Source organism: Streptomyces sp. DH10 (assembly GCF_029813805.1).
In the GTDB taxonomy this organism is placed as follows: domain Bacteria; phylum Actinomycetota; class Actinomycetes; order Streptomycetales; family Streptomycetaceae; genus Streptomyces; species Streptomyces coeruleofuscus.
Genome location: NZ_JARVKU010000010.1, coordinates 67715 through 81192, shown reverse-complemented (window position 1 = coordinate 81192; position 13478 = coordinate 67715). Strand labels below are relative to the sequence as shown.

Annotated in this window: 9 protein-coding genes; 4 read left to right on the top strand and 5 right to left on the bottom strand. The window is 71.3% G+C overall.

The window, feature by feature from the left end; translation table 11 throughout:
* Nucleotides 1–61: 61 nt before the first annotated feature.
* The 3 genes from QC385_RS21530 to QC385_RS21520 all read right to left on the bottom strand — a co-directional run bounded on the left by QC385_RS21530 (nucleotide 62) and on the right by QC385_RS21520 (nucleotide 3286).
* On the bottom strand, nucleotides 62–1027 hold the full coding sequence (locus tag QC385_RS21530; protein WP_279542933.1) for an HpcH/HpaI aldolase/citrate lyase family protein: 966 nt from the start codon (nucleotides 1025–1027) through the stop codon (nucleotides 62–64).
* Nucleotides 1017–2222, bottom strand: coding sequence for a CaiB/BaiF CoA transferase family protein (locus tag QC385_RS21525; RefSeq protein ID WP_443032965.1), 1206 nt, complete (start codon nucleotides 2220–2222; stop codon nucleotides 1017–1019). Before QC385_RS21525 ends, QC385_RS21530 begins: the two co-directional genes overlap by 11 nt.
* A 140-nt stretch (nucleotides 2223–2362) precedes the next feature.
* Complete coding sequence (locus QC385_RS21520) at nucleotides 2363–3286, bottom strand: LysR family transcriptional regulator (protein ID WP_279542931.1); 924 nt, start codon at nucleotides 3284–3286, stop codon at nucleotides 2363–2365.
* 174 nt (nucleotides 3287–3460) lie between these two features.
* Between QC385_RS21520 and QC385_RS21515 the strand changes: the two genes are divergently transcribed.
* Entirely contained in the window at nucleotides 3461–4861 is a 1401-nt protein-coding gene (locus QC385_RS21515; protein WP_279542930.1) for a CitMHS family transporter, read from the top strand.
* 162 nt (nucleotides 4862–5023) lie between these two features.
* Here QC385_RS21515 and QC385_RS21510 read toward each other — a convergent pair whose 3' ends face one another.
* On the bottom strand, nucleotides 5024–5926 hold the full coding sequence (locus QC385_RS21510) for a hypothetical protein (protein ID WP_279542929.1): 903 nt from the start codon (nucleotides 5924–5926) through the stop codon (nucleotides 5024–5026).
* 169 nt (nucleotides 5927–6095) lie between these two features.
* On the opposite strand from QC385_RS21510, the gene QC385_RS21505 reads away from it, so the two are divergent.
* Nucleotides 6096–7541 (top strand): glyceraldehyde-3-phosphate dehydrogenase, encoded by a 1446-nt coding sequence (locus tag QC385_RS21505; RefSeq protein WP_279542928.1) that lies wholly within the window; start codon nucleotides 6096–6098, stop codon nucleotides 7539–7541.
* A 67-nt stretch (nucleotides 7542–7608) separates the two neighbouring features.
* Here the strand turns inward: QC385_RS21505 and QC385_RS21500 are convergent, their stop codons facing one another.
* Nucleotides 7609–10770 (bottom strand): glycoside hydrolase, encoded by a 3162-nt coding sequence (locus QC385_RS21500; protein ID WP_279542927.1) that lies wholly within the window; start codon nucleotides 10768–10770, stop codon nucleotides 7609–7611.
* A gap of 218 nt (nucleotides 10771–10988) precedes the next feature.
* Here QC385_RS21500 and QC385_RS21495 point away from each other — a divergent pair, with 218 nt between their 5' ends.
* Nucleotides 10989–12530 carry an ABC transporter substrate-binding protein gene (locus QC385_RS21495; protein ID WP_279542926.1) on the top strand — a complete coding sequence of 514 codons (1542 nt, stop codon included), beginning with the start codon at nucleotides 10989–10991 and terminating at the stop codon, nucleotides 12528–12530.
* Between the two features lie 13 nt (nucleotides 12531–12543).
* Complete coding sequence (locus tag QC385_RS21490; protein ID WP_279542925.1) at nucleotides 12544–13470, top strand: ABC transporter permease; 927 nt, start codon at nucleotides 12544–12546, stop codon at nucleotides 13468–13470.
* The last annotated feature ends 8 nt before the right edge of the window (nucleotides 13471–13478 follow it).

The window sequence follows — 13478 nt, the reverse complement described above, 5'->3', positions numbered from 1 at the left end:
GCACACTGTGAGCTCCGTCACAGCATCGATGATCGGGCTTCGGTGCGGTGGCGGGATGGTGTCAGCCGTGGCTGTGTCGCGCCAGCACCGCCCGTGCCGTTTCGGCCATGGCCTCGTCGACCATCCGGCCCTCGAAGGTGAGGGCGCCGATTCCGTCACGCTGGGCCGCTTCCACGGCTGCGACGAGTCGGGTGCAGTGGTCGAGTTCCTCGGGTGTGGGGCTGAAGACCTCGTTGATCACGGGGATGTGGGCCGGGTGGATGGCCATCATTCCCTCGTAGCCCAGGGCGCGGTTCTGCTCGGCGCAGGCACGCAGGCCCTTCAGGTCGGTGATGTCCGTCCACAGTCCGGTCACCGGGCACGGCGCCCCGGCGGCGCGGACGTCGAGCAGGACGCGGGAACGGAGGGCCAGGGTTTCGGTGCCCTGCCGGCTCCAGCGGTAACCGACGGCGCGTTCCACGTCGCCGCCGGGGGCGGTGAGGGCGCCGGCGTATGCGACACGGGGGGCCGCGGCGGCGATGTCGTAGGCGTCGTGCAGGGCGCGGGCCGACTCCAGCAACGGGACGAGGGCCGTCGTACCGGCGGCCAGGCCGCGTTCGTGTTCGCACCAGCCGATGAGGCGGTCCGCGAGCCGTACGTCGACGGCGGTGTGCACCTTGGGCAGGACCACCCCGGCCAGTCCGGGGCGTACGACGGCACGCAGCTCCTCGGCGGCGGTCCAGTCGCCGAGCGGGTTGACGCGGACGAACAGGGCCATGCCGCCGGCCGGTTCGTCGGCGGACTCCGCCAGGGCCTCGGCCACCCGGGCACGGGCGAGCGGCTTGTCGGAGGCGGGAACCGCGTCCTCCAGGTCGAGAACGACGGCGTCGGCCCCGGCCGCACGCGCCTTGGGCAGCCAGTCCGTGCGGTGCCCGGGGACGAAGAGCAGGGAGCGGAGTGGGGGGCGGGGCGGGGTTGTGGTGTGGGGTTCGTCCGGAGTGGGTGTGCGGGCGGCGTCGGTAGCGCCGGCGAGGGGGTCAGACGACATCGTTCTTCTCCAGGTCGGCCAGTTCCCGGTCACTCAGGCCGAGCCAGTCCCGGTACACGAGGTCGTTGTCCTGCCCCAGTGCGGGTCCGGTGCGCCAGATGCGGCCGGGGCGTTGCCGGAAGTGCGGGATGACGGCCTGCATCCGGACGTCGCCCAGGTCGGGGTCGTCGACGGTGACGATGTCGCCGCGTTCGGCGTAGACCGGGTCGGCGGCGATGTCGGCAGCGTCGAACACCCGGGAGGCCACCACCTCGGCGCGGGCGAAGGCCTCCAGGCAGTCGGCGGCGGTGCGGTCGGCCACCCACGCCCGCAGTCCGTCGTCCAACTCTCCTCGCCGCGCGTGCTGTTGCTCCGCCGTGGCGAACTCCTCCTCCGGCAGGTCCAGCAGCCGGGCCACGTTGCGCACCGAGCGCAGGGTCGCGGAGGTCACGGTGATCCACTGCTCGTCTCGGGAGCGGTAGGTGTTGATCACGGCGGCGGGCGCGACCGCGAGCTGGTTGCCGGAGCGCTGCGGCACGGTTCCCAGCTGGTCGTGGACGATGACCTGCCACTCCACGAGCCGGAACAGGGGCTCGAACAGGGCGAGGTCGATCCACTCGCCGTCGAAGTCGGGGTCGTGGTCGCGCCGGTGGAGAGCGGCCAGGACGGCGTAGGCGCCCATCAGGCCGGTCACCGCGTCGCCGTGCGAGAAGCCGGTGTGGACGGGCGGCCCGTCCGGGGAACCGGTCAGGTGGACGACGCCGCTGCGGGCCTCGCCCATCTTGCCGAAGCCGGGGGCGTCAGCCTGACTGGAGGTGGCGCCGAAGCCGGAGATCTGGAGCAGGACGGCCTTGGGGTTGATCCGGTGAACGGACTCCCAGTCGAGACCCCAGCGGCGCAGGCGCCCGGCGCGCAGGGTGACGATGACGACGTCCGCCCAGGCGACGAGGCGGTGGGCGACCGCACGACCCGACTCGTGGTGCAGGTCGAGCGTGACCGAGCGCTTGTTGCGGGCGGCCACCTTGAACCACAGGGGAACACCGTTGCGCCGGGGGCCCATCGCGCGGGCGGCGTCACCGGCGCCCGGGGGCTCGACGTGGACCACGTCCGCGCCCTGGTCGGCGAGCATCGACCCCGCGAGCGGGCCGGCCACCACATGAGCGAACTCGACCACTTTCAGCCCGCACAACTGCCCCTGTCCGGTGGCGTTCGGCATGTCCTTGTCCCGCACGGATGCGTCCCCTCGGCTCAGCTGGTCCGGTTCTTCAGACTGCCGAGCCGCACAAATGCCTGTCCAGCAAAAGAACACCATCAATCCATGCGCTCCGTGCATGGATCGAGGCTCTCGACGGCGGTTCAGGCCCAGGACACTCCCGGCGGCAGGTCCCTGCCCTGGGCACGGAAGTCCTCGAGCGTCTCCAGGAAGTGCTCGGTGACGCGCGGCAGGGTGCGGCGTGCGCGCAGGGCGATGTCGAGGCGCCGGTCGACCACGGGGTCGACGAGCGGCCGGAACACGAAGGGCCCGATGCCCAGCAGGGGCAGCACCAAGGCGGGCAGTGCGCTCACGCCGAGGCCAGCGGCGACCAGTCCGCCCACCGTGGCGACACTGCCGGCCTCGGCGGCAGGGACGGCATGCGCGTCGACCTGGCCGAACGCGGCGTCCGTCAGCCGCCGTACGCTCGAGTCCCGTCCGACGGCGAGGAACGGTTCGCGGGCCAGGTCCGCCCAGCCGACCTCGTCCCGTGCGGCGAGCGGATGGTCCTCGTGCAGGACCGCGACGAAACGGTCCCGCACCAGCGGGCGGTGCTCCAGCCGCTCGGGCGGCACACCGACCGTGGTGATCGCGAAGTCCGCGTCGCCGGACAGGACCCGGTTCAGCACGGCCCGTTCGAGGCCGTCCAGCAGGCGTACGGACACGCGCGGCCGTTCCGTGCGGAAGCCGGAGATGACCTGCGGAAGCAGTACCGCGGCGACGGACGGCAGAGTGGCGACGGCGACCGTGCCGGACTCGCCGAGCAGGAAGCGGTCCAGTTCCTTCATCCCCGCCCGGTGGGCGCCGAGTATCTGTTCGGCGATCCGCAGCGCTTCCGTACCGGCCGCGGTCAACTGCACGTTGCGCGTGTCGCGTTCGAGCAGCTGTGCGCCGACCTGCCGCTCCAGGTCGGCGACCGCGCGGCTGAGGGTCGACTGCGAGACGCCCAACTCGGCGGCCGCCGCGGTGAAACTGGTCGCCCGGGCGACGGCCGCGTACGCCGTCAGTTGACGCAGGGTGGCATCCATGGCCGGGAAGCGTACGTCAGAGCGGGCCGATTGATGCGTGGATCGCATCGACAGATGCCGGTTTGATGCTGGACATGGATCATCCGGCGCTCGGACACTCTCGGCTATCCCCGTAGGTCCCGCTACGCCCCGCTCCCCGCGCCGGGGACCGCGACCGAGAAAGCGAGCGCCACCATGCCGGCAGTCCTGGGCTTCGCCACGATCGCCCTGTTCCTGTTGCTCACCATGACCAGACGTGTCTCGGTGCTGGTCGCGCTGGTGGTGCTTCCGGTCCTCGCGGCGCTGGCGGGCGGGTTCGCGGGTGAGCTGGGCGGGATGGTGCTCGACGGGCTGTCGAAGGTGGCGCCGACCGGCATCATGATCGCTTTCGCCGTTCTGTACTTCAGCCTCATGGTGGACGCGGGTCTGTTCGATCCGCTGATCCGCGGTCTGCTGCGGCTGGCCAAGGGTGATCCGATGCGCGTCACCGTCGCCACGGCCGTCCTCACGCTGTGCGTGGCCCTGGACGGCGACGGGGCCTCCACGTTCCTCATCACCGTCTCCGCGCTGCTGCCCGTCTACCGGAAGCTGGGCATGAGTCCGCTGGTGCTGTCCGGCGTCGTGTGCCTGGGGGCGGGCGTGATGAACATGATTCCCTGGGGCGGGCCGACGGTGCGGGCCATGGCGGCGCTGAAGCTGGAGAGTTCGGACGTCTTCACGCCCGTGCTGCCCGCGATGGGGTTCGGGATCGCGTGGGTCCTGGTGGCGTCCTGGCTGATCGGCCGCCGGGAGCGGCGGCGCCTCGGCGCTCTCACGGGACCGGGCGGGGAAACCGCCGCCGGTGAGCCGATGGCCGCTACGGCGACCGGTGAGCCGATGGCCCCTACGGCCCCGGCACCCGGTGACGAGCCGGTTCCCGCGACGGCCCCCGCCCCCGGTGACGGGCCGGGTGCCGTCCGGGTCGCGGCGCCCGCCCCGCGCTGGCTGACGGTCTTCAACCTGCTGCTGACCGTCGTACTCCTCGTGGCGCTGATCCTGGAGGTCATGCCCCTGCCGGTGCTGTTCGTTCTCGGGTTCGCGGTGGCCCTCCTGGTCAACCACCCCACGTGGGAACAGCAGCAGGCGCTGCTCGACCGGCACGCGAAGAACGTCGTCCTGGTGACCACGATGATCTTCGCGGCCGGTGTGTTCACCGGGGTCCTGACCGGAACCGGGATGATCGACGACATGGCCGAGGCGCTCGTGTCCGTGATACCGGACTCCCTCGGCGGCCATCTGCCGGTCCTCGTGGCCGTCACGGGCATGCCGCTGAGTCTGGTCTTCACCCCGGACGCCTACTACTTCGGCGTCCTGCCCGTCCTCGCCGAGACGGCCCAGGGCTTCGGCACCGACCCGGCCGAGGTCGCCCGGGCCGCCGTTCTCGGCCAGATGACGACGGGCTTCCCGCTCAGCCCGCTGACCGCCGCCACGTTCATCCTGGTCGGCATGAGCGGCGTCCAGCTCGGCGAGCACCAGCGCTTCATCTTCCGCTGGGCCTTCGCCACCACGCTGGTGATGACCGCCGGTGCCGTGCTGACCGGCGCTTTCTCCCTCTGAGCGGTGCTCACCTCCGGGCTGGGTCGCCAGCCGCGGCGGGGCTCTCCCGGAGCGGCGCGGGCGGGCCGGGCCGGCCGTACGGGCCGACAGCGGCGGCCGCCGGAGGACCGGTTCCCAGGGAGGGGAAGGCCGCAGGCACCCGCCCCGTGGGAGCCGGCCCGCCTACCGGTCGTCCGACGAGGTCAGGCGTTCGAGCTGGGCGGCGGCCGTCGCGGCTTTGCGGTCGGCTTCGCGGACACGGCGGTCGGCCGTGCGTGCCCGTTCCCGGGCCGACCGCTCGGCGAAGCGGGCCTGCTGGTGCTCCTCCCTGGTGCGGGCCAGGTCCTCGGTGAGTTCGTCGACGCGCCGCTGGAGGCGGGAGACCTGCTGTTTCGCCTCCTCAGCGGCCTGGCCGGCGGTCGCGGCCTCGTCCTTGAGGGCCCGCAGCTCCCGGTCGGCGGCCTCGGCGTCCCGCCGGGCCCGGGCCAGCCGTCGCCGCTGTTCCTCGCCGGCCTTGCGGTCCGGGCGGGAGGGGGCCGTCGCGGCGGAGGGGCGACGCTGCGTCCCGGCGCTCTGCGTGACGGTGCTCGTCGCGACGGCGCTCTGCGCGACGGCCGGGAAGCCGACGGCGGCGCTGAGCGGCTTGGCCAGCCGGCCGCTCGCCCACGCCCGGGCGGCCTCGGGGTCGGCCAGGACGGCGTGCAGGGTGTTCTCGACCTCACGCTGCACGCCTTCGCCGATCGGATGGCCGGCCTCCACGGCGAGCTGCCGGGCCTGAGCGGACAGGGCGCGGATGAGCGCGTGCTGCTGCCGGCTCAGTTCGCGCAGTTGTGTGCGGTCCAGGGCGTGATGGGCGTGCCGCAGTCCTTCGCCCAGGCGGAGCAGGGGCTCGACGTCGCCGGGCCGGCTGCGGACCAGGAGGTTGCTGGCCCAGGCGGCGAGGCTGGGTTTGCGCAACGTGCCGATCCGCTCGGCGAGTTCCCGGTCGCCGGCCGTTCGGGCGGCGGCCACGGCCGATGCGCGGGCGGCGGTGAACTCCTCCGGCCGCAGGGCGTACAACTCGTCGGCCACAGCGTCGAAGTCCATGAGCGTCCCTTTCGCATGGAGGCGCTGTTCCGATCATCCCAGGCAAGGCCGCGAAGGGCTCGTGGAGCGCGGCGTTCCGGCGGGGCGGAGCGTTCCGGAGGCACCCCGTTCATGATCCGGAAATCGACGGTTTAACATATGAGCGCCGCCTAGCTCGAAAGATGGATCTGTGACTGTCAACGACGACTCGTTCACCAACTGGAAGAACCGCGAGGAGATCGCGGAGTCGATGATCCCGATCATCGGGAAGCTGCACCGGGAGCGGGACGTGACCGTCCTGCTGCACAGCCGCTCCCTGGTGAACAAGTCGGTGGTCAGCATCCTCAAGACGCACCGGTTCGCCCGGCAGATCGCCGGCGCGGAGCTCTCGGTCACCGAGACGCTGCCGTTCCTGAAGACCCTGGCCGAGCTCGACCTCGGGCCGTCCCAGATCGACATCGGCATGCTCGCCGCGACGTACCGGGAGGACGACCGCGGTCTGTCGGTCGCGGAGTTCACCGCCGAGGCCGTCGCCGGTGCCACGGGAACCAACAAGATCGAGCGCCGCGAGGGGCGTGACGTCGTCCTCTACGGGTTCGGCCGCATCGGCCGGCTCGTGGCGCGGCTGCTGATCGAGAAGTCCGGTTCGGGCAACGGTCTGCGGCTGCGGGCCATCGTCGTGCGCGGCGGTGGGGAGCAGGACATCGTCAAGCGCGCCTCGCTGCTGCGCCGCGACTCCATCCACGGCCAGTTCCAGGGCACGATCACCGTCGACGAGGCGAACAGCACGATCGTCGCCAACGGCAACGCGATCAAGGTCATCTACGCGAACGACCCGTCGGAGATCGACTACACGGCGTACGGCATCAAGGACGCCATCCTCATCGACAACACCGGCAAGTGGCGCGACCGCGAGGGCCTGTCGGAGCACCTGCGTCCCGGCATCGACAAGGTCGTGCTGACCGCGCCCGGCAAGGGCGACGTCCCGAACATCGTGCACGGCGTCAACCACGACACCATCAAGCCGGACGAGCAGATCCTGTCCTGCGCGTCCTGCACGACGAACGCGATAGTGCCGCCGCTGAAGGCGATGGACGACGAGTTCGGGGTCCAGCGGGGCCACGTGGAGACCGTCCACTCGTTCACCAACGACCAGAACCTGCTGGACAACTACCACAAGTCCGAGCGCCGGGGCCGCTCCGCGCCGCTCAACATGGTCATCACCGAGACGGGTGCCGCCTCCGCCGTCGCCAAGGCGCTGCCGGACCTCAAGGCGAAGATCACCGGCAGCTCCATCCGGGTCCCGGTGCCGGACGTCTCCATCGCGATCCTCAACCTCCAGCTCGCGCGGGAGACCACCCGCCAGGAGGTTCTCGACTACCTGCGCGAGGTGTCCCTGACCTCGCCGCTGAAGCGCCAGATCGACTTCATCAGCGCCCCCGACGCGGTCTCCAGCGACTTCATCGGCTCGCGCCACGCCTCGATCGTCGACGCCGGCGCCACCAAGGTCGAGGGCGACAACGCCATCCTCTACCTTTGGTACGACAACGAGTTCGGCTACTCCTGCCAGGTCATCCGTGTCGTGCAGCACGTGTCCGGGGTGGAGTACCCGACGTACCCGGCTCCGGCGGTCTGAGCCCTCCGCCTGATCCCTGAGGACCACGCGGGGCGTGTCCGGCTGGCACGCCCCGCGTTCTCATGCGTCAGGAGCGGGCCAGCTCGATCCTGTACTGCCGTGTCTTCGAGCCGTCCTCGCTGCTGACGGTCACGAGGGCCACGCGTGACGACTCCTTGCGGACGGTCACGTCCGCGTACGGGTCGCGCGGCGTGGCGGTGACCTTCGCCCGGTCCGGGCGGTCGGTGCTCACCCGGTAGCCGGTCCGGTCCGGGTCGAAGTCGCCGATCGCCACGCCGTCCACCTCGATCGACGCGGCGGCGGCGTCCGAGGAGGCGCCGGGTGTCCTGGCGAACAGCTCGATCTCCCCGAGGGTGATGTAGCCGCCCGGCCGGGCCGTCATGACCACGCGTACCCCGGTCACCGGCCCGGAGGCGCGCACCGGGACGTCCGCGACGGGTGTGCCCTCGGTGCCGACGGGCACGGTCTCGCTCGCGTCGGTCCAGGTGCCGTCGGCCCCGCGGACCTGCACCTTGAGGGACTCCGCGAAGCTGACGTTGGTGCCGTCGCGGTGGAAGTGGGTCACGACCCGGGTCAGATCGCGCGCCTCGGGCAGGGTGAAGGTGATGGTGTCGGAGGGGTTCTTCGTGCCGGACCTCCAGTTCGACCAGGCCTTCTCGGACGTGTTTCCGTTGCGCAGGCCCTCGGCTGAGTACCCGCTCTCGGTGTAGGTCGCGCCGGCCGTCACGCCCTCGTCGGGCGCGGCGTTCTTCTCCCGGGGCGCGGTGACCTGGACGCGTACGGTCGCCGCCGCCTCGGTACCGCCGGGGACGTGGGCGGTGCCGCGCAGGGTCACCACTGCGGCGTCGTCGAACGCGCCGTCGGGTGCGGGGTCCCAGGTGACCGGGAGTTCGGCGGTTCCGCCATGCCGTCCGACGCCGGTGACGGTGGCGGGCAGGCCGGGCCGTCCGCCGGTGTAGGTCTTGGCACGGGCCGGGAGGGTGGCGGCGATGGTGTCCACGGTGACGACGGCCTCGGCACGGACGGTCCTTCCGAGGGCGTCAGTCGCCCTGCCCTTCACCCGTACCGTTCCGGGCTTGCTCCAGCGTGTCTCGGAGGGCAGCGTCCACCGCACGGGGAGGGCGCCCCGGGCGCCGTCCCGGAAGACGGGCGTCACGGTGCCGGGCAGTTCGGGCGCGCGGCCGGGGACGGTGAACGCCTTGGCCGGCTGGGTACGCAGCACCGTCTCGTCGGTCACGGCCCAGCGCTGGTTCGCGCTGGAGGTGGGGAGGGAGGCCGACACGCGGGCGCCGTCCGCCGTCGACTGCCCGACGACGTCGAGCAGCCGGCCCGTGGCGGCGTTGACGAAGGTCCAGGTGCCGTCCCCGGTGGTCGACATGATCCACTGCGCGGCCAGTGTATCGGCGTCCTCCAGGAGGGCCTCGTCGTTCCGCACGGCGAGGCGGTCGCCCGTCTCCGCGTTCACGAGGGCGTAGCGGTCACGGTTGCCGTCTCCGCGGGTCAGCGGTTTCACGGACCACAGCTGGGACTTGGCGGCCGGGTCGGGCGTACGGACGACGACACCGTCGCCGTCGGCGGACGGGGCCAGGGACTTGCCGCTCTGGGCTCCCTGGAGGCGGTAGACGTGGCCCGGCTGGACGAGCGCGGCGTCCTGGGCGGTGCCGGACACGCCGTCGACGAGGAGGGTGGTGACCGATTTCGCCGGGACGGTGACCGTGGCGGAGTCGTCCTTCACCTTCACCGGGGTGCCGCGGACGAGCGCTCCGCCGGCGCTGGTCACCACGGGCGTGACGGTGGCGCCGGGGGCGACGCGCTTGAACCGCGAGAGGTCCAGGGTGACGGCGCGCGGGGTGGTGCCGCTGTTGACGTGCACGACGGTCGCCCCGCGGCCGGACTTGCGTACGGCGGCGACGCTGGAGGGGTCGTCGGCCTTGACGAAGTGGTCGCCGGGCCGGATGTGGTGGGTGAAGTTGCGCAGGGTGTGGAACTTGGTGTTGGCCCGGACCGGGCAGGTCTCCAGGGTGTCCTTCGCGGTGCAGTTGAACGGGATGTGGATGCTGCCCCAGTTCTTGCCGGCCGCCGCCTGAGGAATGGAGTCCTCGACGGGCTGCCACAACACCCAGGCTGACGGCTCCAGTTCACGGATGTCCTCGACGACCCGGGTGGCGATGCCGAGCCCCGGATCCATACCGGTGAAGTCGGTGCCGGTCCCCCAGGTGCCCTCGACCTCGCTCATCCAGAACGGCTTGTCCGCGGCCTTGGCGCTGTCCCGGGCGCTGGTGCGCATGCCGGTGCCGTACGTGTGCACGTTGAGCTGGTCGACGGCGGCGCGGGCCGAGCCGTCGTAGGCGTTCCAGTTGCGCACGAAGGTGCTCGGGTTGGTCTCGTCCATCGCGGAGATCGTCGCGCGGGTTCCCGACTTCTCCAGTGCGCGGTGCAGGGCCAGCACGACCTTCTGCTGGAGCTCCGGGCCGGCGTGCGCGCCCTCCTGGCGGCCGCCGGTGGGCTGTCCGTCGGGGCCGATCTGGGTGCCCCAGTAGTTGGTGTTGGGCTCGTTGAGCGGGGCGATGGTGTCGAACTTGATGCGGTGCTTCTTCTCCAGTTGCTCGGTCACCTTGACCAGGTAGGTGGCGAAGTCGTCGACGCGGTCGGCCCGTATCTGGTCGGTGTTGGCGTCGAAGCCGCCCGAGACGTAGCCGCTGACGGTCTGGAACCAGGGCGGGGAGTTGCTGAACGCCTCCCAGCGGGTGACCTTCTTCTTGACGCGGTCCACCCACCAGCGCTGGCCCGGGTCGGCGGACCAGTCCCAGTGGTCGGGGTTGTCGGGGTTCCACCAGTCGGTGTCCTGTCTGGTGGTGCCCTCGGGTGCCTTCCAGAAGCCGTCCATCGTCGCGCCGGTCTTCATGTAGTCCTTGCGGACGTCCGGGGCGTTGCCGCCGCCGATGTTGTAGCGCGCGATGTTGAGGCGGAGGCCGTCCTGGCCGAACAGCATGTCGGCGAGCTTCTGCCGGATGGGTTCCGGGTAGCGGCCGGTGATGTTGGCGAACCAGACGAGGCTTGTCCCCCACCCTTCGAACTCCTGCTGCCGGTAGGACGGGTCGATCCGCACCGTGACCGCGCTGCCGGGCGGTTCGGCGGCAGCGGCAGGAGGTGCGGTCACCAGTCCCGCACCGAGAACCAGGGGGACGCCGGCCGCCAGTGCCCGGGCGAGGCGATGTCTGCTGGACATGAATTCCCTTCGAGAGCGAACAGAACCGCGCAGAACCAATCGAGTTTCCCGAATGTTTTAGGACGGCAATCAACACGTCAAGAGGCGGGACGAGTTGGGAACCGACGCACACCCCTTGACGCGCTCCGCCTCGCCGGTCCAATAATGATCGCCCACAGATCGTCCACATATCTAAACGACGTTCTCTGTTGTGTACGAGAGCCAACGCGGGAGGCACAGTGACCGGTTCAGGCTTATCCCGCAGTCGTCCGATCGTCGCGTCCCTCGCCGTCCTGCTGGCCGCCTCCGGCTGCTCGGTGGCCGGTGCCGACCCCATCGGCGGCGGCCCGGACACCCTGCGCATCGTCCTGCCCGAGGAACCGCCGACGCTCGAACCCTGTGACGCCTCGCTGACCGCGACGGGCCGGGTGACACGGGCCAACATCACGGAGGCGCTCACCGAGCGGGAACCGTCCACCGGGCGCCTCGAACCCGCCCTCGCCACCAAGTGGACCCGCGATTCGGCCACTTCGTGGACCTTCACCCTCCGCAGGGGTGTCACCTTCCACGACGGTTCGCCGTTCACCGCGGCGGCGGCCGCCTTCTCCGTCAAGCGCGCCACGGACTCGGGGATCGACTGCAACGTCGACGGCTACATCTTCGCGGACAGCGAGCTCACCGCCACGCCCGTCGACGACACCACGCTCCGGGTCACCACGGCGAAGCCCGACCCGATCCTGCCGCTGCGCCTGTCCTTCGTCGAGGTCGTGCCCACGAGCACCGATCCGGATTCCCGCGTGCGCGAGCCGGTCGGCACGGGCCCCTACCGGATCGACGAGTGGAACCAGGGCCGCTACCTGCGGCTCAAGCGCTTCCCCGGCTACTGGGGCAAGACCCCCGACTTCAAGGCCGCCACCTACGTCTGGCGCGCCGAGGGCAGTGTGCGCGCGGCGATGGTGACGAACAACGAGGCGGATGTCGCGATCGGGCTCGCGCCGGAGGACGGGGCGGGCGACCGGGCCGTCGAGTTCGCCACCAACGAGGTCTCGTACCTGCGGATGGACGCCACCAAGCCGCCCCTGGACGACATCCGCGTCCGGCAGGCCGTCAACTACGCCATCGACCGGGAGGGCCTGGTCACGGCGGTCTTCGCCGGCCGGCCCACCGGTCAGCTCGTGGCGAAGGGCGTCACCGGCCACAACCCGCGCCTGCGGCCGTGGCCCTACGACCCGGAACGCGCCCGGAAGCTCGTCGCCGAGGCCCGCGCCGACGGAGTCCGCACCGACACCACGCTCACCGTCGTCGGCCGCAACGGCATCTACCCGAAGGCCGCCGAGGCGATGGAGGTCGTCCAGGACGGCCTGATCAAGGCCGGATTGAAGGTCAGGATCAAGATGCTCGACGTCAACGCCTGGCTGGAGTACCTGCTGCGCCCCTTCCCGGCCGGCGACACCGGTCCCACCCTGCTCCAGGCGCAGCACGGCAACCAGGCGGGGGACGCCGCGTTCACGATGGCGCAGATCTACGGCAGCGAGGGCGCCCAGAGCAGCTACGGCACCGACGCGCTCGACACGCTCATCGAACGGGCCGAGCTCGCCTCGGGCGGGAAACGGCAACAGGCGTTCGCGGACGCGTTCACCCACCAGAACGACAAGGTCGTACGGGACGCCGTCATGGCCAACATGACCGGCCTGCTGGCCCTCTCCCCCAAGGTCCGCTACCGGCCCGACCCGTCCACCAACGACGAGATGCGACTCGCCGACATGCGGCGCGCGGACTGAGGGAGGACATCACGTGCTGACCCTGCTGCGCCGCCGCGCGGTCTCCAGCGTCGTCCCACTCCTCGTGGTGGTGCTCGGCGTGTTCTTCCTGGCCCGCCTCACCGGCGACCCCGCCAATCTGTATCTGCCGCTGAGCGCGACGCCCGAGATGCGGGCCGAGTTCGCCGCCCGCAACGGCCTGGACGACCCGCTGATCAGCCAGTTCGGCGATTACCTCGCCCAGGTCACCCACCTCGACTTCGGCGAGTCGCTGCGCACCGCCCAGCCCGCCGGCGAGGCCGTCCTGCGGGCTTTCCCCGCCACTCTCCAACTCGCCGGCTGGACGATGCTGCTCGCCATCGTCGGCGCCGTGGTCATCGGCAGCCTGGCGGCCTACCGCCCGAACTCGGCGACCGACCGGATCGCGAGCTTCCTGTCCTCCACGGCGGCCAGCGTCCCCGACTTCTGGATCGCCATCATGGGCGTGCTGGTCTTCGCGGTCACGCTGGGCTGGCTGCCCACCTCCGGCACGAGCGGCGCGGCGGCGTGGGTGCTACCCGTGGCCACGCTGCTGATCCGCCCGTTCGGCGTGCTGGTCCAGGTGGTGCGGGGCGCCATGGTCTCCGCACTGTCCGCCCCGTACGTGAAGGTGGCGCGCGCCAAGGGGGCCTCCGAGCCCCGGGTGGTCTTCGGGCACGCCCTGCGCAACGCCGCCGCACCGGCGCTGACCGTCGCGGGCGATCTGGCCGTGGGGCTGGTCAACGGGGCCGTCGTCGTCGAGACGATCTTCGGCTGGCCAGGAATCGGCAAGCTCATGATCGACTCGGTGCTCCAGCGCGACTTCGCGGTGCTTCAGGCGGCGGTGCTCCTGACCGCTCTGGCGATCTTCGCCCTCAACATCCTGGTGGACCTCAGCCACGCGCTTGTCGACCCGCGGGTACGGCAGCGGGCGGCGGCATGAGCCAAGGA

Excerpts from the sequence above, each read along its gene's own strand:
- QC385_RS21515 (WP_279542930.1), top strand. The coding sequence starts at position 3,461 with ATGCCGGCAGTCCTGGGCTTCGCCACGATCGCCCTGTTCCTGTTGCTC.
- QC385_RS21525 (WP_443032965.1), bottom strand. The coding sequence starts at position 2,222 with ATGCCGAACGCCACCGGACAGGGGCAGTTGTGCGGGCTGAAAGTGGTC.
- QC385_RS21510 (WP_279542929.1), bottom strand. The coding sequence starts at position 5,926 with ATGGACTTCGACGCTGTGGCCGACGAGTTGTACGCCCTGCGGCCGGAG.
- QC385_RS21520 (WP_279542931.1), bottom strand. The coding sequence starts at position 3,286 with ATGGATGCCACCCTGCGTCAACTGACGGCGTACGCGGCCGTCGCCCGG.
- QC385_RS21500 (WP_279542927.1), bottom strand. The coding sequence starts at position 10,770 with ATGTCCAGCAGACATCGCCTCGCCCGGGCACTGGCGGCCGGCGTCCCC.
- QC385_RS21530 (WP_279542933.1), bottom strand. The coding sequence starts at position 1,027 with ATGTCGTCTGACCCCCTCGCCGGCGCTACCGACGCCGCCCGCACACCC.